The 24,776-nt window shown below is 46.1% G+C and carries 17 protein-coding genes and 1 pseudogene; 5 read left to right on the top strand and 13 right to left on the bottom strand.

The genetic code is table 11. The features are described 5' to 3' along the window. Positions 1-188 precede the first annotated feature (188 nt). The 3 genes from RIC07_RS11155 to RIC07_RS11145 all read right to left on the bottom strand — a co-directional run bounded on the left by RIC07_RS11155 (position 189) and on the right by RIC07_RS11145 (position 3,185). The gene (locus RIC07_RS11155) at positions 189-1,253 is read right to left on the bottom strand and encodes a ParA family protein (RefSeq protein WP_446394577.1); all 1,065 of its coding nucleotides are present in this window, start codon (positions 1,251-1,253) and stop codon (positions 189-191) included. After that, positions 1,250-2,443 carry an ATP-binding protein gene (locus RIC07_RS11150; RefSeq protein WP_446394576.1) on the bottom strand — a complete coding sequence of 398 codons (1,194 nt, stop codon included), beginning with the start codon at positions 2,441-2,443 and terminating at the stop codon, positions 1,250-1,252. The genes RIC07_RS11155 and RIC07_RS11150 overlap by 4 nt, the downstream gene beginning before the upstream one ends. Positions 2,444-2,555: 112 nt before the next feature. Beyond that, positions 2,556-3,185, bottom strand: a complete 630-nt coding sequence (locus tag RIC07_RS11145) for a CatB-related O-acetyltransferase (protein WP_446394575.1) — start codon at positions 3,183-3,185, stop codon at positions 2,556-2,558. Positions 3,186-3,579: 394 nt separating this feature from the next. Between RIC07_RS11145 and tftA the strand changes: the two genes are divergently transcribed. Further along, positions 3,580-6,213 carry a hormogonium tapered terminus morphoprotein TftA gene (tftA, locus tag RIC07_RS11140; RefSeq protein ID WP_446394574.1) on the top strand — a complete coding sequence of 878 codons (2,634 nt, stop codon included), beginning with the start codon at positions 3,580-3,582 and terminating at the stop codon, positions 6,211-6,213. A 229-nt stretch (positions 6,214-6,442) separates the two neighbouring features. On the opposite strand, the gene RIC07_RS11135 is transcribed toward tftA, so the two are convergent. The 8 genes and pseudogenes from RIC07_RS11135 to RIC07_RS11100 form a co-directional block, all read right to left on the bottom strand. Next, a complete protein-coding gene (locus RIC07_RS11135) occupies positions 6,443-6,853 on the bottom strand; it encodes a hypothetical protein (RefSeq protein ID WP_446394573.1) in 411 nt (136 codons plus the stop codon). Further along, positions 6,843-6,992: a hypothetical protein gene (locus RIC07_RS11130; RefSeq protein WP_446394572.1), complete on the bottom strand. Its 150-nt coding sequence runs from the start codon at positions 6,990-6,992 to the stop codon at positions 6,843-6,845. The genes RIC07_RS11135 and RIC07_RS11130 overlap by 11 nt, the downstream gene beginning before the upstream one ends. 581 nt (positions 6,993-7,573) lie before the next feature. Beyond that, positions 7,574-8,200, bottom strand: a complete 627-nt coding sequence (locus tag RIC07_RS11125) for a type I restriction endonuclease (protein WP_446380219.1) — start codon at positions 8,198-8,200, stop codon at positions 7,574-7,576. A gap of 239 nt (positions 8,201-8,439) precedes the next feature. After that, positions 8,440-9,003, bottom strand: a pseudogene (locus tag RIC07_RS11120) (Uma2 family endonuclease). A 499-nt stretch (positions 9,004-9,502) separates the two neighbouring features. Continuing rightward, the gene (locus tag RIC07_RS11115) at positions 9,503-13,159 is read right to left on the bottom strand and encodes a HEAT repeat domain-containing protein (protein ID WP_446394571.1); all 3,657 of its coding nucleotides are present in this window, start codon (positions 13,157-13,159) and stop codon (positions 9,503-9,505) included. A 251-nt stretch (positions 13,160-13,410) separates the two neighbouring features. Beyond that, the gene (locus RIC07_RS11110; RefSeq protein ID WP_446394570.1) at positions 13,411-13,767 is read right to left on the bottom strand and encodes a CU044_2847 family protein; all 357 of its coding nucleotides are present in this window, start codon (positions 13,765-13,767) and stop codon (positions 13,411-13,413) included. A gap of 138 nt (positions 13,768-13,905) precedes the next feature. Beyond that, the gene (locus RIC07_RS11105) at positions 13,906-16,887 is read right to left on the bottom strand and encodes a glycerol-3-phosphate acyltransferase (RefSeq protein WP_446394569.1); all 2,982 of its coding nucleotides are present in this window, start codon (positions 16,885-16,887) and stop codon (positions 13,906-13,908) included. A gap of 209 nt (positions 16,888-17,096) precedes the next feature. Continuing rightward, complete coding sequence (locus tag RIC07_RS11100) at positions 17,097-19,019, bottom strand: transglycosylase domain-containing protein (protein WP_446394568.1); 1,923 nt, start codon at positions 19,017-19,019, stop codon at positions 17,097-17,099. A 370-nt stretch (positions 19,020-19,389) separates the two neighbouring features. Here RIC07_RS11100 and tyrS point away from each other — a divergent pair, with 370 nt between their 5' ends. Beyond that, complete coding sequence (gene tyrS / locus RIC07_RS11095) at positions 19,390-20,598, top strand: tyrosine--tRNA ligase (RefSeq protein ID WP_446394567.1); 1,209 nt, start codon at positions 19,390-19,392, stop codon at positions 20,596-20,598. A gap of 681 nt (positions 20,599-21,279) precedes the next feature. Continuing rightward, complete coding sequence (gene pyrF / locus RIC07_RS11090) at positions 21,280-21,987, top strand: orotidine-5'-phosphate decarboxylase (RefSeq protein WP_446394609.1); 708 nt, start codon at positions 21,280-21,282, stop codon at positions 21,985-21,987. Positions 21,988-22,026: 39 nt separating this feature from the next. Here pyrF and RIC07_RS11085 read toward each other — a convergent pair whose 3' ends face one another. Both RIC07_RS11085 and RIC07_RS11080 read right to left on the bottom strand, forming a co-directional pair. Continuing rightward, positions 22,027-22,431: a type II toxin-antitoxin system VapC family toxin gene (locus RIC07_RS11085; protein ID WP_446394566.1), complete on the bottom strand. Its 405-nt coding sequence runs from the start codon at positions 22,429-22,431 to the stop codon at positions 22,027-22,029. Further along, complete coding sequence (locus RIC07_RS11080; RefSeq protein ID WP_446394565.1) at positions 22,428-22,655, bottom strand: AbrB/MazE/SpoVT family DNA-binding domain-containing protein; 228 nt, start codon at positions 22,653-22,655, stop codon at positions 22,428-22,430. Before RIC07_RS11080 ends, RIC07_RS11085 begins: the two co-directional genes overlap by 4 nt. A gap of 43 nt (positions 22,656-22,698) precedes the next feature. Here RIC07_RS11080 and RIC07_RS11075 point away from each other — a divergent pair, with 43 nt between their 5' ends. Continuing rightward, positions 22,699-23,364 (top strand): hypothetical protein, encoded by a 666-nt coding sequence (locus tag RIC07_RS11075; RefSeq protein WP_446394564.1) that lies wholly within the window; start codon positions 22,699-22,701, stop codon positions 23,362-23,364. 110 nt (positions 23,365-23,474) lie between these two features. Further along, on the top strand, positions 23,475-24,263 hold the full coding sequence (locus RIC07_RS11070; RefSeq protein WP_446394563.1) for an ion transporter: 789 nt from the start codon (positions 23,475-23,477) through the stop codon (positions 24,261-24,263). Positions 24,264-24,776: the final 513 nt, after the last annotated feature.

The raw sequence follows: 24,776 nt of genomic DNA, 5'->3' as shown, positions 1-24,776 counted from the left end.
GTCCCTACTAGAGGGTTGATCAAGTAAATTGTAGGGGCGGGTTTAGGGATTCAAGCTAGCTTGTCACCAATAACTGAACAACAAAACCCGCCCTGATTCAATTGTAGAGAATAAATTGTACGGAGTTTGTGGGCGCATGGAGCGTGCGTCCCTACAATATAATCTATCCAATTCGGTACGCTATGCCATTATAAAGGCGCGGTGGGTGTTGACAACTGTTTTACTCCAGTTCGTTGTGCGATCGCGCGAGCCAATTTTTCAAACTCTCGGTAAACATTCCTCACCGCATAAGTATGAGCGCCAATCGCCCCGTCAGCCGGTTTGAGGTGAAAGATAGGCTTCCGGGCTTCCTGAGCCATGGGCATCAAACTCTGATAGTTTTTTAGCAAGGCTAAACAATTCGGATCATCGGCTACAGAAATAGCATGACTCAGCGGCTGATCTAATACATCCTCGTGATAAACCGTTGGAATACGAGCAATCCAACGGTTGTAAGCCTTCACCGGACGATCTAATCGGGCTGAATGTTGCAAAACAACGTATCCAAGCGGCTGCATTTTACCTTGGGGAAGCTGTAAATCTGTGGCTAAACCCTTCTTTCCTGGAGAACTTGTTTTAGCTAGTCTCTCTTGCCATTCTTCGCGCCATGTCCGCAATGTTGGACCCAGATTACGCAAACCTTGCAACGAAAATAAATCCGGTGAAAGGGGAACAACTACATAGTCGGCTGAAATTAGCGCCGCCCGATTGATCGCCCCCAAATTAGGACCAAGATCCAGTAATATCACGTCAGCCTGATGAGCTAAAGCAGCGTTTTGCATAATTCTCCAGAAGGCAGACATAACCCGAAACGCTCTTTCTTGACCCCCTCCACCTAAACAATTGGACCACTGTGCTGAAAGCTCATCTTCAAAACCAGAAAGATATAAGTCTCCGACCAAAAGCCCTAAGTCTCCTCCAAAAAACGATAACTGAGCTTCCTCAATGAATTCCAGGTAGGGATTATCAATATCACCCGTTCCTTTTAATAGCGGTTGTATACAATCAAAAACTGTATGAGCATCCTTGCCTAACCAAAGTTCTTCCAATCGCTCCTCGTCCAGAAATGCAGCCGTCAGGTTAGCTTGAGGATCAAGATCGGCGGCAACAACTCGCAGCCCCATATCTTTATACATCCAGGCTAAGTGATAAACTAATGACGTTTTACCCACACCGCCTTTGTTGTTGAAAAAAGCAATAATCGTTGTGTTCATGGTTTTTTCTTAAGTGTGACTAGCAGATGGGCGTCTTCGACGACAAATTCTGGAGGTGGATTACCGTTTTTTTGCAGTTCTTTGCGTGCCAATTGAATTCCGACTCCAAATCGCTGCACATAACCTAAGTTCTTCATCGCTTCGGCTAAATGAGGATTGCGGTAATCGGTTACACCGGGCTGACCAAAGTTTTGCTTATTCACTTGACCAAAAGGACCACCAGGATTTTGGATCTCGATACAATCATTAAACCAGGTAATCCGAACTGGCGCGTATGTTCCTTCATAAATGCGGTGCATCACGGCATTTCTTGCTAGTTGTTGTAGCGCCACAATGGGATAATCAGGCTGTCGCATTTCAATTGGCTGGGCGGTGATATCTGTGGCTACGGAAATATGAGCTTGAATTGTTGCGTCAAGTATTCGGAGTAAATCAGGAAGTGAACCACCAATTTCCTTCTGATCTCTAATGGGATCGGTTAACTCGCTGCCATCAATACGTAGAAATTGGATATAGGCACCTGGAATAAATTGTCGTGGATCACGACCAACAACTAAGACACCCAATACTGTTGGTTTTGGCTGGGATTCAACTGTAGCAAAGCGCATTGAGGTGAGTTGTTGCTCAATAGAGCGTTCATTTTCTTCTAGGATGTCAATTGCTAAAGAGGAAGGCAAATAAACGCGACGAAATAAGTCTAAATCTAGGTCATCTAAGCTAGCTGATGGTAAAGGTAGAATATCAAACGGTAAATCCCTTGCCCGTCTTTTTTCCGCTAAACGACGCTCCTCTTGTTGTGTAGCTGTTGCTCGGCGCGGACCTACTCGTACCCAAACCCGTCCATTAAAGCGTACAGGTGGAGCATCAGAGGGTTCTACGATGACAACCACTAATTCACATCCACTAATCGTTCGTTTCTGGACAATCATGTCCGGAAAAGGCAGAATATTTCCATCGGATCGCATATCGGATAGGGTGAGCAGGAGTTGGTCAGTAATTGGCAGATTGGCACAAGTTCCGTCATTGTTAACGCCAATAAACAGGACTCCGGGTTGCTGGTGGTTGGGTAAGTCATTGGCAAAAGCACAAATAGCCTGACGAATAATATTTCGGTCAGCTATTGAAGCCTTACGTTCTACCCGATCCGATTCCAAATCATTGAGTAGAATTGCCAACTCCTGATCATTCATTCACCCCTCCTTGGTAATACTTTTAGCTTAACTCGTTGTTTCTATAGTAGTAGTCTTTGGCAGATACTGGTTTAGCTAAAGCTATAGATATCGATATTTATGAAACATCTAGTCATACAGCTTCCCGTAAAGCCTGTATATTGTCACCACAAATGGCGTTCAGATTACGGGTAATCTTCTCAATATCCCAGTTCCACCATTGAATCTCTAACAGTTCATCGATAACGTTATCGTCAAAACGCTTGCGGATTTCTCGCGCCGGATTTCCCCCCACAATCGTATAAGGTTCAACAGGGCGAGTTACAACTGATGCTGTGGCGATAATTGCCCCATCCCCGACATGAACACCGGGCATAATTGTTGCGGCATACCCGATCCAGACATCATTCCCAATCACTGTATCCCCTTTGTGGGGCCAGCTATCAGGCATAGCAACTTCCCAGCCGGAACCAAAAATTGGAAAAGGATAATTTGTAAACCAATCGGTGCGATGATTTCCCCCATTCATAATAAACTTGACATCTGAAGCAATCGCACAAAATTTGCCAATTCGTAGCTTATCACCGACAAAATCAAAGTGATATAAAACATTCTGTTCAAAATTTTCGGGATTCTCGAAATCATCGTAATAGGTGTAGTCACCAACGATAATGTTCGGATTATTAATAATATTATTTAAGAAAACTAACCGAGTTTGGTCAGTTAACGGATATTTGCTATGGGGAGATGGTCCGTGAATCATAAGTAACCCTTTGAGATTTTGGCGACGGGACATCATTACCTGGACATAAATTCTTTCCGCTGTACTCAGAAATGTTAACAAGTGTTAAGTCCTTACTGTTTCCTGTGGTACACCGAGCGTGTTACCGAGCGAAGTCGAGGTAAGTCGAGGTAAGTCGAGGTAAGTCGAGGTGTTCCCCCATCTCAAACCGTCAAGTTTAATTGGGTCTGACTCCTTAGAAAACCTGGATTCGGTATAGCGCGATCGCAGGTTTCGGGGCTATTTCTTAATCAAATCTTAAGAGTTGAATCCTTAACTTTAATTCGATCTACTCTAACCTCTCTTAAACAAGAAATTCTACAACGCACTATAGTAAAATTACGACAATTGATCCAAATTATTTTATCAACAGCCAATGGCTTTAACGCTTAAAATATTTGAAGATACCCTCCTCAAACAGCGACCTGTCGATAGTAGTCAAATCTCTGATCCTGATGACCTTTATGGTCTGACGCAAGGGACAGAGTTAGCACTGCACAGTTGGGACCCTCAGGACGGAGAACCTCACCATATCCGGGTGGCGTTTGCCAACCACCTCTTCAACAACAAAAATACCTGGTACGCCTTCACTGACCATATTCAGATTTGGGACGGCGAAACCGTCTTGCTACCCCCAGTGTCTCCCCCGGGTTCTACCGAAGTTCTGTTTAATGTGCGTTCATGTTCCACTCATGTTGTGCGAGGACTGGATCAACAGGTGATTGATGAGATGAACTTCCTCACACCTGACACCCTAGTCAGTTTTGAAGACTTGAATGTGCGTCTGGGAAAAGCCGTGTGGCCCTTCCTCCAGCCTGCTGCCAAAGCCGCCCTGGGGCGGGCAATTCGCGATCGCGGAATTCCTCTAGTCATCAACTCTGGATATCGTACCATTGCCCAACAGCTTATCCTCTACAATCACTATCGAGGAGGTCGTCGCTGCGGGATTCAACTCGCCGCCCGTCCGCCTCGCAGTAATCACCAAAGTGGTTTAGCGCTGGATATCCAAGATACCGATGGCTGGCGTTCCTTTCTAGAACGACATGGCTGGCGATGGTTGGGTCCGAGGGATTATCCTCACTTCGACTATATTCGCGGCGGACGTGATATTCGTAGCCTAGCGGTACAGGCGTTCCAACGGGTTTGGAATCGATACAATCCCCAGGATCGAATTGCCGAAGATGGGGGCTATGGACCCGCTACCGAACGGCGACTGAATCGGAGTATTATCGGCGGTTTTGGGGAAGTCTGGCAGGGCTTGGAAATTATAAAATTGACAAGTCCCTACATGCATGGTACTGATGTCCGCAAAATCCAGCAAGCGTTAGCAGATGCCAAAATTGATGTTGGGGTAGATGGCGTGTTTGGACCAGGAACTCAAGCAGCAGTCAAGCTGTTTCAAAAGGCAAGGAACCTAATTACCGATGGTGTGGTGGGACCGGCTACTCTCGTGCAACTGGGATTTTTCGGCGCACCTGTGGTTATCTCACCGCCTGAACCTGAACCCAAACCCACTCCCGAACCTGAACCCGAACCCGAACCCACTAAACCCACGCCTCCACCAGCAACGGCTGTCGGGCGCATCTTTATTTCTGCGGGTCATGACCTTAAAGATCCCGGCGTTGTTGCTTTAGGGACAACGGAAGCCGAGGAAATGATTCTTACTCGTAACGCCTTGGTGCAGGAACTCCAGTCACGAGGGGTTAATTTCCTTACGGTACCCGATGATCTGGATCTGGGCGGTACAATCAAATGGATCAACGATCGCGTTCTGCCTGGGGATGTGGCGATAGAACTGGGTGGTAATGCCTTTAATGGTTCGGTGCGGGGTACGGAAGCCTATTATATTGATGGAAACGAAGACCGCAAAGACGATGCTAAGTTGGTCTTAGAGGCATTCTTGGAGAAAGTCCCCGAACTGCGTTTACCCGGAAAACCCCTCTCTCGTGGCGTTAAACCGGACACCTTGAGTGCCAAAAATCAGCTTCCGTTTTGTCGTGAAGTCGCGGCATCATCGATTATCTTCAATCTCTGTTTCCTAGATAATCCCGAAGACTTAACCTTACTTCAAGAAAACCGCGATCGCTTTGCCCAAGGTTTAGCTGATGGCTTGCTGCAATGGAGTGGTCAAACGGCAAAATCGGATCAAACTTCACCCCATTTCCGACTGATTAATATCCAAATTCAAAACTACGACCATGACGAAAAAGGGCTTCTCGTCAATGGGAATTCCTATATTCCGGCGGATCTGGTAGAGAATTTAGGTGTTGATCTGACTGTGGAATCGGATATTCGCCAAATCAGTTATGGCAATGTCGTGTATGTGAAAGCGGTTGATCTGCAACCTTTTAATATCTCTGTCGGCTGGGATAGTGATACCAGAACGGTATTACTAAATACAGCCACTCAAACGGATTTGGATGAGTCTGACAAGATTATCTGGTTTGGCAATGCCACAGAAGCAGATTTGAAAGCCTTTCTCACCAGTAATAATGAAAAAGCACTTGATCAGTTCCCCGACATCCATACCATTTACATTGAAGAGGCGGAAAAAGAAGATGTCAATCACGACATTGCCTTTAGTCAGATGTGTCTGACGACCAACTTTTTACGCTTTGGCGGTTTATTACAACCGGAACAAAATAATTTTGGCGGTTTAGGGACAGCCAATAGTGATCCAGCGGGTGCATTTTTCCCGGATATCCGCACGGGTGTGAAAGCCCACATTCAGCATCTCAAAGCCTATGGAACGACTGCACCGATTGAACATCCGCCCATTGTCAGTCCTCGGTTCCAGTTCGTCTTACGCGGGAGTGCGCCTTCGGTGTACGACTTAAGTCGGCGCTGGAGTGCTGATCCGGAGTATGGGAATAAGATTATGGCATTGGTGCGGCGTTTGCATGGTGTGGTGTCTGATGTGGAAGACACGCCTCAATCCTTCTTCATGCGTTTGAGTCATACGGTAGCGCCCATGGAGAATAACGGTAGCGATAGTCCTTGTGGGCTTTAATGTTACCTTTGGTTTCCCTGTAGGGGCGACCCGCTTGCAAAAATCAACAACGGTGTCCATTTAATTGGCTCGGGTCGCCCTTTACTCAACCCAACCTACTTGAACTGTACCATTCGGTCAGGGCGGGTTTAGTCACCTGTGGGTAAAAAAGAAACGATAATAGTGAAACCCGCCCCTACAGACGGGATGCTAGAAGCATCTCTACATTTGCTCAATCCTTGTACAAAATTTAAGGCGAAAGAAGTCGATACTTCACGTTCACCACTTGCTCACTATCCAGGGATGATCCGCCCGCCGAAACCTCCAAATCGCTTAATTCTAAATGAGTAGATGGGTAATCGTCGGAATCAGACGGCGATTCTTCAGCAGATAATTTTATCCCAAATAACGAGATGGCGGGAGTTTCATTCTCAGATTCATTATCGGGTAATGCGACAGATTCAGGTTGAAATCTGGATGAAGCTTGAGGGAAAAATGTGGCGTTATCGTTTAGGCTACGACTATCGAGTCCCTGTAGCGACTCACCTGATAGGGTGGTGTTATTGGATTGAGAGGGTTCAATGGGCATAGCGCCGACGGTTGGTGTCAAGCCAGCGACAAGTACGCCAGCGCCTAAAGGGATGATTATTTTACGCATCATTACTTTTGTCCTCAGAGTTGAATGGTTGGTTTGGGTAGATACACCCCGTCAGTTGATCAAGTGGCGGTGAAGCATTTTGGGAAAAAATTGTGGACGAGTATTCTAATTGATGATCCGGCAAATGCTTAGCTGATTTCACCGATTTTTTGTATTATTAAATACAATTTTGGGAAAGCTTTTGCTTGTTTCCCATGAGATAAACTGACTTAATTTTAAACTCTAGCAATGCATTGAATCTAGCGTATCTATCCAAAGGCAAGTCATGGCGATCGCGTCACCATTCACACAACCTGTAGGGGCGGGTTTAGGGATAAACTCTTGGCATATAACCGCTAACTGTTATACAAAACCCGCCCTTCCCCAGCCGTGCGATCGCGCCCTCATCCACCCAATCTGTAGGGGCGGGTTTAGGGACTAATGTTTGGCATATAACCGATAACTGTTATACAAAACCCGCCCTTCCCCAGCCGTGCGATCGCGCCCTCATCCACACAACCCGTAGGGGCGGGTTTAGGGACTAGCCTTTGGCATATAACCGATAACTGTTATACAAAACCCGCCCTTCCCAGCCATGCGATCGCGCCCTCATCCACCCAACCTGTAGGGGCGGGTTTAGGAACTAGCCTTTGGCATGTAACCAATAACTGTGGAACAAAACCCGCCCTCCCCCACCCTTAATTGACTGGCTAATTCACATTTTATTCAATTTGTCAATACCTCTTAAATTAAACGCCCCAAATGCTTCAAGATTCTCAACACTTCATAGAGATTGTTGCGATATTGCGATCGCGTGGCAAACAAATCCGAAATTCCATACTGTTTGCCTAATGTTTTGATGAACAAAAAGCTGCTACCATTGGCTACCATACCATAGAGCGGTTGTTCTGGCGCTGGATGCGCTGCCATGTAAGCCAATGTTTGCGGAATCGCTAACTCTAAATCAAACGTCGTCTTTTTGGATTCAATTAGAACAATCCACAGTTTACCCTGCAACACTAGCGCATCAATTCGTCCTCGTAAAATTTCTTCGTTGTCTCCTTCTGCTTCAATTTCAACGGAAACCTCTGTCTTGAATTTGTAAGGCGGTTGATAGAAACCTGCTAACTCCAGCAATGGCGACAGCACAACCATTTTGATTGTTTCTTCCAGCATAATCCCATCGGAAATTTGGTAGAGATAGTTGCAACGCACCTGATCTAACCGCGCTTGCTCTGACTCACTCAATGCAGGTAATTCAGCCATCCATTCGGTAAAAAACTGGCTATCTTCCGTCAAGGTTAACCCTAGTTTCTCCTGGACTTGACGGAATGTTGTAATATCGTCTCCAATGGCTAGACTTCTGATCATGGATCAATCCGGTAGAGATTTCTTATTGTATCGCGTCATTGTAAAAACAATCCGTAGCCAGTAGGGTGTGTTAGCGAAGCGTAACGCACCTTAACTTAATTGGTAAGCTGTCATGCATTTAAATTGGGTATTAGTAGCGAGCAAGATGCAAAGCCTGCGGCATGGCTTCGCTTAACGCACTACAAGGATTTCCCTATTATTGATATTAAGGTTTAAATGCCGAACAGCTTATAAGGATATTATTTCCCAGCTTTTAACCAAGCAAATACCTGATCAACGGTTAGATTTAAATCCAAAAACTCAGGTACCCGTAAGAGATCATCACCTGTCATTTCAATGGGTTGTTGTCCCGGCAAGAATACCAGAATTAACCGCTCATCTGGATCAATAAACCATCCTAACTGAGTACCATGTCTTAGGCAATGGAGGATATTTCTAATCACCTTTGTGGCATTCTGATCAGGAGATAGAATGTCAATTGTTCAATCAGGAGAAAGCGCGAATACATTTTCGATTTCACCGTTAGCATCAATAGGTATTCGTTGCCATTGAAATACAGTAACATCAGGAACAATTGAACGCCCGCCAAAGGTGCAACGCAGTTCAGGAAAAGCGAGGGCAATTTGCGACTCTTCAGCGACGTGGTTTATCTTATTGCAAAGTTGAAACTGTAGGCGAGAGTGTTTGCCTTGAGGCATTGGTTTTTGGTAAATGTGACCATTAATAAATTCACTGGCAGGTTTTGTCTCTGGCAGGTTGAGGAATTCGGCTAAGGTAATGGTTTGATCTAGGGGTGTTGTCATCGTTGTGCGATCATCGCCTCCTTATTCCTGAAGTCGTAAAACTCTGGCTGTGATTGGCATAACAGACTACTGGCGTGGCACACCTTAATTAGTAATTGTAGGGGCGCACCGACGTGCGCCCGCGTCAACTTAAGCTCAACCCCTCACCCCCAGCCCCTCTCCCAAGCGTGGGAGAGGGGAGCACGAGGGGAGCAAGAAAGTCCGGTTCCCCTTCTCCCGTGCAAAAAAAGCGAAGCATCCTCTGTCATCCCTCCTCGCAGGGGGGAACGAGAGGGGTGGGAGAAGGGGTTAGGGGATGAGGGGGAAAATGTAGAGAAGTAGATAGACACAACTTAAAACCTTGCCAGCATTGGTTTTCTACCTTAAGTTGACACAGATGACCGACGTGCGCCCGATTTAAACGTCAAATCCAAGCAAAAACAATCCGTAGGGGCGGGTTTAGGGACTAACTTGTAGGATCTAACCGATAACTTTTGTACAAAACCCGCCCTCCCCCAGTTCAAAATCGCATCCTGAACCAATCCAATCCACCAGTTAAACGCTTTTCCCTTGCTTTTTGTTTTTGCTTTCGCCAATGACGCTTTACCGTTGCCAATATAGGTGAATAGCTAAAGCGAACCAACTTAGGATAGACGGGAATAAAAGGCAGATTTTCCTTGCTAAATCGAACCGCTAATGTCCGCGCTAGGGGAAATATATCATCGCGATAGATGTTGATGTCTAGGAATTTAATTAGCTTTGTCAAGGTTTCTGCATTCCCTATCTTAGCCAAAGCCTCTGCTGCATTCTCTCTCACGTCACTATAGGAATCATTGAGGGCAGCGATTAAACCCTCGACAGCTTGAGGATTACCTATCTTACCCAAAGCTATTGCTGCTTGCCATCTCACGTCACTATCGGAATGATTGAGGGCAGCGATTAAACCCTCGACAGCTTGAGGATTGCCTACCTCACCCAAAGCTATTGCTGCATACATTCTCACGTCACTATCGGAATGATTGAGGGCAGCGATTAAACCCTCGACAGCTTGAGGATTGCCTATCTTAGCCAAAGCTATTGCTGCTTGCCATCTCACGTTACTATGGGAATGATTGAGGGCAGCGATTAAACCCTCGACAGCTTGAGGATTGCCTATCTTACCCAAAGCTTTTGCTGCATTCTCTCTCACGTCACTATGGGAATGATTGAGGGCAGCGATTAAACCCTCGACAGCTTGAGGATTGCCTATCTTACCCAAAGCTTTTGCTGCATTCTCTCTCACGTCACTATCGGAATGATTGAGGGCAGCGATTAAACCCTCGACAGCTTGAGGATTGCCTATCTCACCCAAAGCCCCTGATGCTTGCCATCTCACGTCACTATCGGAATGATTGAGGGCAGCGATTAAACCCTCGACAGCTTGAGGATTGCCTATCTTACCCAAAGCCCATGCTGCATACATTCTCACGTAACTATGGGAATCATGGAGGGCAGCGATTAAACCCTCGACAGCTTGAGTATTGCCTATCTTAGCCAAAGCTACTGCTGCTTCCCTTCTCAAGTAAGGATCGGAATCATTGAGGACAGCAATTAAACCCTCGACAGCTTGAGTATCCCCTATCTTACCCAAAGCCCATGCTGCTTCCCATCTCAAGTAAGGATCGGAATGATAGAGGGCAGCAATTAAACTCTCGACAGCTTGAGTATTGCCTATCTTACCCAAAGCTTCTGCTGCTGTGCTTCTCACGTAACTATCGGAATCATGGAGGGCAGCTTGCCACTTCTGAACCATCTGCGAATTAACCTGACTTAATGCCACAAGCGTGGAAGTGATAAACCCAACCCTTGGGTAAGACAGCCAAAACTTGTACAGTCTATCAATTACCTTAGTAACCAAAGGGTGAGAACATTCTGAACATTCCGCCAAACATCGCCCCGCCAACAATAAAAGCGTCTTAAAAATATCATCCTTTTCCTTCATAATCACTTGCAGCAAAGGAATCGGATCTGCCATCAATCCCGCCAGCAAACTTAGGGTTTCATGCCAGTCATAGTCCCAAAAATGCAGCCGCGCTAACGCCACCCCATTGCCAACCCGACTCAAATACGCTGCTGTCAAATACTCCTGAAACGTGCGGTGGAGAAAAAGATAGCGATCGCCTCCTCTATCCAATAGTTGAATAATCCCATCATTCTCGGACAACTCCTCAATCAAACTCGCCGCACTCAGGGTTTTAAAATCACTGCACACCTGCTCACTTCCAAGATAGTTTTCTATCTTGCGCCTGAGTTCGTCTATGGAAAAAATTTCCTTGCCTTCAGCACTAAATTGATAAGCCAGTTCCTGCAAAAGCTCTTTTTTAGCTGATACTCGCGCCTCATTCACCCATTGTCGATGATTATCAATTCCCCATTTTCCCAACATATAATCCACGGCATTACCATACACCTGAGTCCGCCGTGCTGGAAGCATCAATCCTTTGACTTGATATAAACTACACAGTAACGACAACAATAATGGATTTTGAGCCAATCCCCCAATTTGGGGTTTATGGCGGAGTTCTTCAATCAATCCCTCGGCTGAGACAGAATCATCTTCTAGATAACCCGCCGCATTTTTAAACCAGGTTTGAATATAGGCTTCGGTTTGCTTTTGACTAAACGGAACAATTTCTACTTCCTTTGCCTCCGGCAAAAAAGCACCGCCATAGCCAACAATGCGAGAGGTGCAAATCATCGGACAGTTATAATTTCGGGCAAATCGGTTCAGCTTTTCGGCTAAACGAGTCCGATTCTGTTTGGGGACTTCATCTAAGGCATCTAATAGTAAGTAACATTTGCCGTTCTCTAATTTTTCTTGTAGCAGTGTGTCGATAGCCGGATAGTTTTTCGGATAATCTCGCTGGATCAGTTGCGGGATTGCTTCAATGATTTCTTGGGGGGTTTCATCCAAATCGGATAGGCGCAGAAATAGGGGGAATATTACATCATCTATTCCCCTGGTTTCTAGCTTGTTTAAGTTGACAGTTGAAGTCTTATCTAAAGCTTTTTGATCCCCCCTACCCCCCTTCAAAAGGGGGGTTATGGAACTTCTTATAGGAGAATATTGATCCTCCTTATCCATCCCCCCTTCGAGGGGGGAACGAGGGGGGTGGGGCGTTAGGTTTTCCCTCTCCTGTTTAGCAATTAATCCCGCCTCCATTTTTAATAATGTAGACTTCCCCATCCCCGGATCAGCCAAAACCATTACTCTTGAATGCTCTTTTTTCGCCTCTTGCCAATCCACCTGCGTTTGTCGCGATTCCTCAACCGCTTCTACCCCACCTTTTAGCGCATAAACTCGTTTAATCTCTGCCTCAGATTCCCCATACCCCCACATCGTTTCTACCTCATGCTTATATTTCCGTTCCAGCGTGACTTGAATCGGAATATATTGCTCTTGCAATACAACGTTTTGCGGCGTGTGGAAAAAGCCAATGGATTTAAATCGTTCATCGTTTTCAATCGCCTCCAGAAATTGACAAACGGCATTTTTCTCTGGTTGTAATCCCAGTACATCTAAACTCTCTAAACAATTGTCCCAGCGAATCAGATAACTTTCATCGCGTTTACTACACTGAATCACGCCCACCACACCACCCAAGTCTTCAGCAAAAACAGCGCCGCCGCTAGTTCCTGAATCGACTTTTGTATCAATTCGATGGGACACAAAGGTAGACTGTTCTTGAGGTAATCGATTCCAAGGATTTGTGGCGGTTACAGTTTGGATGCGATAGGTGGGTAGAATTTTAACAGGCGCACTGGGGCGAATGGTGGGGGCGGAAAAGTTAATCCCTTGGGGAAAATATTTCTTTTGCGAGGGCGGAAATCCATAAACGGTTACTGAGGTTGATAACTGTTGCGGATTAATTATCAGTACGGCGGGGGCGTTTTCAATATTTATCTTGAGAATAGCAATATCGACATCAGGATTGGATAAGGCTTCGCACCATTGCGCCTCGTATTCCTGTCCCTGATACTCTACTATAAGGCGATCGAGTAGATAAATAACATGGTGACAAGTGACTAAGTAACCATCAGAACGGATGATGAAACCTGAACCTGCGGTTTCTCCTTTATCGGGATTCAGGATTTTCACCATGGATTCCCGGAGTTGGTCAAGACCATAGTAACTCATCTTAAACTGGGATGGGGTTGACGTTTTATGGGATAAGCGCGTCAATTTGTAGGGGCGGGTTTTACGACTATCTTTTCGGTTGTACCTAGATGCAATTAAACCCGCCCCGATTCTCTGGTTTGGTGTTTTCCGGTGAAGTGTTAGGTATGGGGGAGTTATCTTATTTCATCCTAGATGATGTTTGGTTCTGGTGTTTGGGTATGACGAAAGGATTGGTTGGGTTCTTGTGGTTTGATAGGCTAAAGCCATTACTACGAACTGGGTGGATTTTTTTGAGTTAAGTCCCATTCAATGGTGACTTTGACATTGGCTTGGGCGGTTCCTTTGGTGACAAAGGGGATTCCGGTTTCTCCTCCAGCTTGTAAGCCAAATTCTAAGGCGACTTTACTGGGGGCTAGGTTATCGGTGAGTCCCTGTTTGACACTATCGAGTACCAGTTTAGAGTAACTCTTGACTGTACTCTTCATCGTTCGCTTTAATTTATTCGTTCTGTCTTGAATATCATCAATAAACCCAACAGCTTGCAGTTCATCACTGTCTTCCTCATCATATTGGATATAAATAGTTTCGCCATCATCGCCCATAACTTCCGTAATTCTAGTGGTCATAATTAAATATCTCCTTTAACTCATGAATGTAAGAGAGTGCAAGAAAACAGAAATAACGAAACAGCTAATATCTCCCCTGTTGCCCCACAGATACACAACGGAAGACCCATATTTATTCAATCTAATTGATAATTTTACTCACTCCAAAACCTCCACAATACCCGATCGCCCATCAATTCTTACCCGTTGACCATTGCGGAACATCTGAGTCGCGTTATGAATATCCATTACCGCCGGAATCCCATATTCCCGCGCCACGATCGCGCCGTGGGATAGCCGCCCGCCAACTTCAGCAATTAAACCGCCTGCACGCGCCAATAGGGGTGCCCAGCCGGAATCGGTGTAGGGGACAACCAGAATCGTTTGACGGTCAATATCTGGAACCGATTGTAAGTTATTTAAAACCCTAACCAAACCTTCCACTTGTCCCGCACTTGCGCCAATCCCGACAAGACGCTGTTGAGCGGGTTCCGATTGGGTTTGCATCAGAAATGAAACGGCGGGAGGATTACCATAGAATAGAGGCGGAACACTGCGTAATTGACGATGCTCATCTAACTGCGATCGCCGATAGTTAATCAATCTGGGAAGTTCCTCTCGCAACACCTGATCGGTTTCAGCGATTAGACGCTGAATCTCCGCAAATTCTAAGAAGAAAATATCCCCAGCTTCAGCGAGTAAACCGGATTCTAACCACCGCTTTTCTAAGGCGACAAAACTCCAACGCAAGTCGGCTAAAAATTTGGAATAGACTTCAGTCACTCGCCCTTTTAAATTCAACCGCGCTTGTACCACTTCCGCTTTCCAGCGCTGACGCTTTGGCGGTTTAGTGGCTGGGGGAGGATCACATAAAAACTGAGCAAAAAGTTGGCGTATCGGTCGCGGGTCTTCTTTCCATCTGGGAACGGCAATATCTGTGGCGACATCGCTGAGATAGCCATATTGTGCCAGAAATTGGTCGAATTGTTCTAAAACACTTTGAGCATCGGGAATTTCCGACAAGGTGGTAAATACAGAAGCGTGATTATCACAATTAATTTGTTTGGGACTTAATAAATGGCGCGTATCATCAGCTAATTGGGCGAGCGATCGCAAACTGGCAATTTCTGGAGTTTGGCTACTATCTAATTCTTCATCCTTTACCTTGAGTAACGCTTGTCGCAGGGAAAGGCTTAATGGAGCCAGAATACTATAATACGTGGCTCGCTGTAATTCCGATAGTATCTGGTTCACTCGTTCCAGAATTTCGGCGTCTGATAATTCTGAAACCGATTGCTCTTGCAGTTGACTTAAAGCCGGAGCAAAATGGTGGTGATAATCTTGCTCAAAATCCTGATCTAAATTCCATTCCCGACCTAATAAACGCAATAATCCGGGAAGGTTCCGCAGCGTGGATTTCAGGGGGGGTTTAGAAAATTTTGCTCCCCTGGTCAGAAACTCCAAACTTTCTGGCGGTAAACCCATGCGCCGGAAAATATCACCTAACAATGTGGCATTAAAATAGGCGCGAGAATAATGCAGCGTAGCAGTTTGATTAAACTCCAATCCCTGCGATCGTTCTTTTAACACGATGGTAAAAATTTCCCCCCAAACACCACAGGTGAGGGGACGATTAATTGACCAAGTGAGGGGTCGAATCAGTCCGGGAATCACCTCTGCGGCAATCTTGCGCGTCCAGATGGGTTGGAGATTGGTAATTGGTCGCGTTTGTAGTAGCCATAACTGCTGACCGTCATAAGTCCATTCAATATCTTGGGGAATCCCATGATAGCGGTCTTCCAATTCCCGCGCTAAAGTAGCCACCTCTTGGATTAACGCTGGGGGTAAATCCCCCTCTCCTTCAATTTCAACCGATGGGGAACGATTATCTCCAGTCTCCTGTTGATCAAGTGGGGCGGGTTTCGTCGAGTTATCGGTTTTGTCCTCAAGGTTATCGGTTAAACCCGCCCCTACAAGCTGGGGTTGCTGGAAAAATACCCGATACTGTTCTGGGGTGACTTGACCGGATACAATTTGGGAGGCATCTCCGGGTAATCCTTCGAGGACTACGGTGTCTGGTTGTTGCTGCATGGGGTCACGACTAAAAGCGACACCGGAAAAGACGCCTGGGATTTGTTTTTGAATTAAGACAGCCATCGCCGTGTCGGGTAAATCGCGGTTACGGCGATACCCTCTGGCGGCGGGGTGATGATACGAGGCTAAAACTTGGGTAATCGCTTCCTGTAAAGCGGGGCGGCTGGTTACCTGTAAAACCGTTTGATATTGTCCGGCGGATGAAGAGAGTTCCGCATCTTCGCCGATAGCTGAGGAACGAACAACGAGGGGATTGGATTCTGAAACCGGGAGATATTTGACCAAGGGTTGCATATCATCCCCTGGTGGTAAGATCCATCCCTGTGGTACAGCATAACCCCAGCGCTTAAGCTGAGATAAAGTAGCTGCTTTTGAGCCAACTTGTTGGGGATCAAGTTCGCGTTCAAGCGGAATAATAGCTTTATCGCCTCGGAAAAAACGAAACACTGATTTAGATTCTGATTTTGCCTGTTCTGTGGGAAGGTCTAAGTCATCGGGAATTTTCTGATAAATCCAACCGATAATTAGACTCAGCGCGATCGCACTGACAATTCTAGCGAAGTCATGAGGGTGCAACAGTGCCAAAATTATCGGGAATAGGACTAAAACACCGATACGCCCCGTCGTGCGATCGCGGATAATCGTAAAGCCTATGCCCCCAATTAGAAATACCAATAACGCGACGCGCCAGTCATGTACCACAAATCCCCAGACCACATTTGTGGTTCCGGCACCTTTGCCCATCCAGTAGCGCCCCATCACCAGCATAATCAGGGCAATGATTTCCCAAGTGGGTTCTTTGGGGAAGAAATAACCCGCCAGCAAGACAACCGCAATCCCCTTCAAGGCTTCTGATAATACGGCTAAGATACCCACCCAACGTCCACCGTGGTAGAACGCAGCGGAGACAGATACATTACCCGTACCGACTTGAGAGAGTTGGCGTCTTGTAAGTAAGTAGGTAATCCAGGAAATCAGGGGAAGTCCACCTAGCAGGGGACAGAGGACAAAAATGAGTAAAGCACCCCAAACCTGTGTTAGCGTCATGGGACATTTGTTACTGAGATTTCCTTGATCCTACAAGGAAGATGGAGTTGTAGAGACGTTCCGGTGGAACGTCTTTCTTTCCGGTGGAACGTCTGTTGTAGGGGCGGGTTTTACCATTAACATTTGATTTTCACCCGGATGTTACTAAACCCGCCCCAACAGAGTCCAATAATTCTAAGGGCAAATGACCAATGACGAATGACCAATGACTAAGGACGCGGATACTTAGACGCAGGTTCAAAGTAGCGTACTGGCTCACCCTTCAACGCCTGACTCATAAAGTCGCGCCAAATCGGTGCTGCAAATCCACCCCCTGTTGCTCCACCGCCTAACGGTCTGTAGTTATCATTACCAATCCACACCGCCGCCGCTAATTGTGGCACATATCCGACGAACCAGACATCCCGTTCTGAACTGGTTGTTCCCGTCTTCCCAGCCGCTGGGCGTCCAATTTGAGCAGCGGTTCCGGTTCCACCTTGAATCACCCCTTGGAGAACCGCATTCAGTGAAGCCGTTGCCCAGGGATCAAGCACGAGACGGGGTTTCGGGGTATTGTCTAATAACACATTGCCCATACTATCGGTGACTCGGACAATGATTGTCGGATCAGAATGCCAACCCGTATTAGCAAAGGTGGCATAAGATCCTGCCATTTCCAAAGGCGTCACCCCAATTGCACCAAGGGGTAAGGAGGTTACGGGTTCCATGGGGCTTTTAATCCCTAGGGTGCGACATACTTCAATCACTTTATCTAACCCAACCGCTCTGCCAAGCTTAACCGCTGGCACATTTCGCGACTGCACTAACGCACTACGAATACTCATCGCCCCACCGAAACCACCGCCATAGTTTCTGGGCGAATACCAGCCACTCCCATCTCGGTAACTGACGGGGGTATCCATCACCGTGGAATAAGGCGTATATTTACCACTGGCAAACGCTGTGTAGTAAACAAAGGGTTTAAACGCTGAACCCGGTTGGCGTCGGGATTGAATCGCTCGGTTAAATTGGCTCTTTTCGTATCCAATCCCCCCAACCAAAGCTTTGACATAATGGGTGCGCGGATCAACGGCGGCTAGTGCAACTTGGTCAGCGTATAGCCCCCGGCGGCGCAAGTTACTGTGAGCGCGAGCAATGGTTTTTTCCGCCATGCGCTGGAAATTATAATCCACCGTGGTTTGGACACGCATTCCCCCTTTGAGAACCGCATCTCGACCAAATCGCTCATTCAACTCTGCCACGACAGCTTCTGTGATGTAGGGAAGCTGGCTGGTTTGCCAGGAAGTGGGCTTACCCACGCCCAATGGTTGAGCTAATGCCTCTTTTTTCTCTACAGCCGTAATCCATCCCAATTCCTCCATACGAGCCAGAACGATCGCTTGCCGTTGTTTGGCTAAGGGATAGTTGACAAAGGGGCTATATTCTTCCGGAGACTGAATCAATCCAGCCAGCATGGCGGATTCTGCCAAGGTTAACTCGCTGGCGGGTTTGGCGAAGTAACTCTCCGAGGCGGTTTGGATGCCATAATTGTTATGACCCCAATAGATCTGATTCAGATACATTTCCAATATCTGATCTTTGGTGAAGATTTGCTCCAGCCGGATTGCCATAACTGCTTCGGCAATTTTACGCGAGAATTTTTTCTCCCGCGACAGAAATAAGTTTTTCACCAGCTGCATCGTCAAGGTGGAACCGCCTTCAACCACAGCCCCCTTCTCCCAGTTAGCTAAAAAGGCTCGACCCACACTGTTGGGGTTAACGCCATGGTGAATATAGAAGTGGCTATCTTCCATGGCAATAACGGCTCGCTTGAGATTGGGGTTAATGTTTTCTAACTTAACCACCTCTCGGTTGGCTTCACCATGTAGGCTAGCCAGATGCTTCCCCTTGATATCGTAGACGTAGGTCGTTTCGGTGGGAACATAGCCCCTGAGGACTCTCACATCGGGAAGATTGCGGAAGCTTGTCGCCAAGCCCACCAGCCCACCAGCCACAACCGAGCTAGTTAGCATTGTAATGCCGAGAATGGTTCCGCCTGTTACCTGAGCGACTCCTTGCACGAATCGGAAAGCGGGTGGCAATCCGTTTTTACTATCTCTTTGTTGTTTTTGTTGGATGGTACTAGACGACACTGTGATTTCACTTCCTCACTCAAGAAAAAAATACTGAATGGCTGTGTGGGAGGCAACCTTAGGGGGAATACGTTCTATACCTTCTATAGATGATTACAGAAATTTATGGCAAAGTCAGGATTAGCGATCAATTCGGTTTGGGCGATTCTTGACCCCTGTAGACGTTGCTCCCAGCGTTGAATCAGTGGACGGGTTCTCCCTTAGATCTTAATATTAAGCCTGAGATAATCGTTCATGATAACAAACCGAAATATTTTGGCTTTTGGCTGCAAAAATGGTAACATTACCGTTCTGGATTGGCATGAAAAACGGTAAATATGAAGCATCTGCCACTCTCGTGCACGTTAATCCTGAAAGATTTCCCAGACGAATGTCAAATTCTTTAAACACAATGTCTCAGTCATTATCTTGGTTATACCGAGGTGTTAGTGACATTTTTCCCAACCAACCGGATTCTCAAGACCCGAGTGAGAACCTAGAGCAACGGATTCGCCAAACTGAGCGTCCTTTGCGGATCAAGTTGGGAATTGACCCGACGGGGACAGATATCCACTTGGGTCATAGTATTCCCGTAAGGAAATTACGGGCGTTTCAGGATGCGGGTCATACGGCTGTCCTAATTATTGGCGATTTTACCGCAAGAATCGGTGATCCAAGTGGTAAATCAGAAGTACGGAAGCATCTTTCTGACGAACAGGTGCAGCAAAATGCCCAAACCTACTTGGATCAGGTGCGTCCGATTTTAGATTTTGAAACACCAGGACGCCTGGAAATTCGCTATAACTCGGAATGGCTAAGTAAGTTGGATTTGGCAGAGATTCTCGATTTGTTAGCTACGATGACGGTGGGGCAGATGCTAGCGAAGGAGGGGTTTGCAGAACGATTTAAACAGGAAAACCCGATTTACCTGCATGAGTTTCTCTATCCCTTAATGCAAGGGTATGATTCGGTGGCTGTTCAGGCGGATGTGGAGTTAGGGGGAACAGACCAAAAATTTAATATTGCGGTGGGGCGAGATTTACAGCGGCATTTTGGTCAACCCCCCCAGTTTGGATTACTGCTGCCGATTTTAATTGGTACGGATGGCGTGCAGAAGATGTCGAAGTCGCTGAACAATTATGTGGCGTTGCGGGAGGCGGCTCAACCCATGTATCAGAAGCTGGAAGGGACGAAGGATAATCTGTTAGAGGAGTATTTTGAGCTACTCACCGACTTATCCTTAGAGGAACTGCCAGTAAATCCCCGCGATCGCCAACAACTTCTGGCTTGGACAATTGTCACCCAATATCACGGTCAAAAGGAAGCAGATGAGGCAAAAGGCGGGGGCGCTATCCCAGAGTTTTCCCTCTCTCAAGTGGAGTTTCCCGCCAAGTTGTTTTATATCCTTAATGCCAGTGGGTTGTGTAGTAGTAGTGGCGAAGGGCGGCGACAGATTAAAGGTGGCGGTGTGAAACTAGAGGGCGATCGCATTACGGATGTAGACTGCACCTTTGATTCCCCAGAGGCTTTAGAGGGCAAGGTTTTACAGGTAGGGAAAAAGAAATCTGTGCGGTTGACATCCTCAGCAGCTAGTGCATGACGGCAAAAGTTTTTGACTACCGGGCGTGCAAGCAGGGGGAGCAGGGGAAGCAGGGAAATAGCGCAAATTGACAAATTTGTCAATAAAATTCGTGAGGCAAGTGATATTATAAAGATAATCAGACTGTGTGTTCCAGAGGAGGTTCGCTCATGTCACCATTATTGCCGCTAATACTGCTATGGGTTTTTCTAGGAATGGCTTTTTTATCTAGCATCCATGCAGAAGGCAGAGCCATTACTTAGCGCTAAAAAACATAGAAAGAACAGCAAAAAGCATAGATACAACTAGCTTTGCTATACTGAGAAGAGAACGAACATCCGAGGGAGTCGGATTCCTGTAAAGCGGTGCCTCGGAACTGAGTATCGTTCCTCAATAGTTTCGTACAAAACAGGCTATATGCCTGTGGGTCGGGAGAAGTCTTTTCCCTATTGGGGAGAGACACTTCACGCATATAACTACCAAAAAAGGGGAAAGAAATTTCTTTCCCCTTAAACTTTCTATGGGTTTGAGAAATGTAAATTGTAGGGGCGGGTTTTACAGATAACCTTTGACAAAAACCAATAACTTGTCTAAACCCGCCCTTATTCAAGGGTAGTGGCGAGGTCAACCCGGATTGAGTATAAGTTGCGCGGTTAAAGAAAAATGGGATAATCTGTGGCTACTTATCAACAAGCATTTTCCATGTCAGTAGCAGAGCGGATTATCGTCCCCTTAGATGTACCGACCGAAGCCCAAGCGATCGCCCTCGTGGAACAATTACCGCAGGTGAGGTTCTGGAAAGTCGGACTGGAGCTATTTGTCAGTAGTGGACCCGCGATTCTTCAGGTTCTCAAAGATCGGCAAAGACGGATATTTTTAGATCTCAAGTTTCACGATATTCCCAATACGGTAGCTGGGGCGACACGGGCGGCTGCTGGATACGGGGTCGATTTATTGACAATTCATGCCGTAGCAGGTCGCATGGCACTCAAAGGAGCGGTAGCAGCAGCGAAGGAAGGAGCAGAAGCCGCCGCTTGTTCACCACCGAAGTTAATTGCGATTTCCCTACTCACCAGTTTAAACTCACGAGATTTAGCCTTTGATTTAAAAGTTCCGATTGAGTTACCCGAATACGCCCTACAGATGGCACTTTTGGCACAAGAAACCGGATTAAATGGTGCAGTGTGTTCGCCCCAAGAAGTGTCCCAACTTCGCCAAGTGTGTGGGGATGATTTTCTCCTCGTTTGTCCCGGTGTCCGTCCCAGTTGGTCAGAACAGGGCGATCAACGGCGATCGATGACGCCAGCAGATGCTCTGAAAGCGGGGGCTGATTACCTGGTGATTGGGCGCCCCATCACGGCTGCGCCTGACCCCGTTGCAGCGTGGAAAAGAATTTGTGAGGAGTTATAGCGCTTAGCGCTGGTATAGTTATAATCATCAGCTAGATAGCTATGGTGTAATGAGTTGAACGGATGGAAAATATGTACGATAACGATTGACATCACGGGTAAGCAGAGGCATATTTGCGATGACAGCATGAGCGCCGATATAAAAGTCAGGAAGTGGCGATCGCCGTTCACCTCCATGTCGGCGATATGCCAAAAAGCTTTGTCCTGCTAGGAAAGCGGCTGCATAGGGTAAGGGGTCTCGACGAAAAAAATCTTCTGGTAAAGCGTCTTCTACTTCTTCGGGTTGATTAAACCCAATCGATATTTCGGCGTAAATGATCGGGTTAATCACCAAATCTCCCTGATTGGCGTAGTCAGTTAGCATTTGCGATGACCAGTCAAACCATTGAGGATCTTCGGTGAGAATATCCAAGATGACATTGCTATCTACCAGAATTTCGCTCATCGGTCTCCGCGAGTTAGTTGCATAATGTCGTTAGTTGTCAGGCGGTTCGTTGCTTTACCACAAATGGCAGCAATCATTTGTCTTCCTCGGCTGGAACCTTGAGGCTTGCGAATGCGTAAGGTATTCCCTACTACTTCAAGTTGAACTTCTGTTCCTGGTCGAAACCCAAGCTGGCTTTGAATGTCTGGAGGGATAGTAATTTTCCCATCAGTGTCAATTTTCATTGTTTTTATTGTCCAAGTCTCTTGTCATTCCTTATGAGTCTTAATGAGTCTTAAGTTGCTCCAATGCTTAACAGTTGCCTGTTGGCTGGGATTTCAGATGGATGGTGGGGCATTTAACGACGGCGTTACCCCCGGCTCACAAACGCTGCAGACGAAACCCACAAAGCTAAGAGTCCTTCCCTGTACGCCTGCACTCCTGCACCCCTGTTATCCTAAACCCACACTTCTAGCTCAATCGGCAACTTGTCCCTCAGATGTAGAAACTTTAACTTCTCTAATGCTGCGGGATTTACCTAACTACGCGAATCGGGTGATCCAGCGATCGCGACCTGTAAATGAGGACATCGATATAGATCTATATATCATCGTGGCAGGGCGAGCGGAATTTCAACCCCTGACCCTTGGTCCGGGTTCCTATAATTCTGTGACGACTGCAAACGTAGAACCCCCACAGCAAGTGTTTTTCACCACTCTAGAACGCCAATATGTCGAGGGAGGTGCGATCGAACGAGAAAGTTTTCACTGGCTATTTTTAACCAATACCGATAGTGGATGGCGTTTGGCTCTGATGTTTACGCGCCTAGGTTCACCTTCACCAGAACGCCCACCCACGCCGCCACGAGAGAGTAGCGATGGTATTATGGGTCGAGCCGTGCAGCTCTGGTTGCGAGATTGTCGGGCGGACGCAATTCGAGCCTCATACAGATAGTGGTCTATCTTACAATTTAAGTTAGTGCTGAATCGGTTGGGTTTGATTGAGGGCATCTTGGTAAATACCTCAACTCCAGTCTTTAAATTTCCTTTGCTAGTGCCAGATTAATGCCCGATAATTTGCGACAAACTATTGCTCTTTACGTAGAAGATATTGAATCGCCTGTGGGTAGGCGGATTAATTTGCTGATTATGGGGTTAATCCTCTTATCTTCCGCAATTTTCGTGTGCGAGACTTATCCCATACCGCCGCTGCTTCGCCTAAGTCTGGATATTATTGATCGAATTATCTTAATTGTTTTTGTTGCCGAGTATTTACTCCGCTTTTGGGTTGCTGAATCTAAAGTTAATTTCTTCTTTAGCCCTGTTTCTCTCATCGATCTAATCGCGATCGTGCCTTTCTTTATTGGCGTGACGGATATCCGATTTATTTTAATTTTCCGTTGGTTTCGTATCTTACGGTTAATTCGCTTCCTTACCTTTAAAGTTTATATTTTTAGACTTAGCAATCAAGATGCAATTATCTTAGCTCGAATATTATTTACATTGTTCACCATAATATTTGTTTACTCAGGATTAATTTATCAAGTTGAACATGGAATAAATCCTCAAAAATTCAAGACATTTTTAGATGCCTTCTATTTCGCTGTAGTAACGATGACCACCGTTGGATTTGGTGACCTCACGCCAATTTCAGAAGGGGGTCGATTACTAACAGTGCTGATGATTTTGACAGGCATTGCTTTGATTCCTTGGCAATTGGGCGATTTAGTCAAGCACTTACTTAAAACGGCTAACCAAGTGGAGAAAGTCTGTGGCGGGTGTGGTTTACCTTTTCATGATTCTGATGCTCAGTTTTGCAAAATTTGTGGGACTAAGTTAGGGACTGCTGAATAAGTCTTGTGGTGGGGAAAGGCAATAGGGAATAGGCAATGGGCAATAGTGAAGAAAAACGCTTACCTGACAAGGGATTGAGCGATTTTAATTTTTCTTCATTTGTCCTAACCTTAAAAAATTTTATCCCATTGATTTTCAAATCAGGCTCTGTAATCAACTAAGTTCAAAACCGCTGTAATGTCATTTAAACCATTCAGAGTTAAAGAAATATTCCATCTGTCTATAGATATAAATATTTAATTTAAACTTGAAACTTGGGGTAGACGCTATAAATAGAGAATTAGGATTAATATATGGAGACTAGGCAGAGCATATAGCCCCAAAAAGTGACTTTTATCAACAATAAAGATAAATGATATGCTAAAAAATAATTTGAATCACTTTAAAAAATTACTTAGCCCTATGGGAGTTGCGTATACAAGTCTTTTCCTGACTTTTCCAGCATTAATATTTCTGGTCTCTTATTCTAGCCCTTCATCTAACTATCAAGAATATCCTCAGTATAACACTAAC

The organism is Coleofasciculus sp. E1-EBD-02 (assembly GCF_040218245.1).
Taxonomy (GTDB): domain Bacteria; phylum Cyanobacteriota; class Cyanobacteriia; order Cyanobacteriales; family Coleofasciculaceae; genus Coleofasciculus.
Note: the sequence above shows the minus strand (reverse complement) of the source record. Positions and strands in the feature narration are given on the sequence as shown.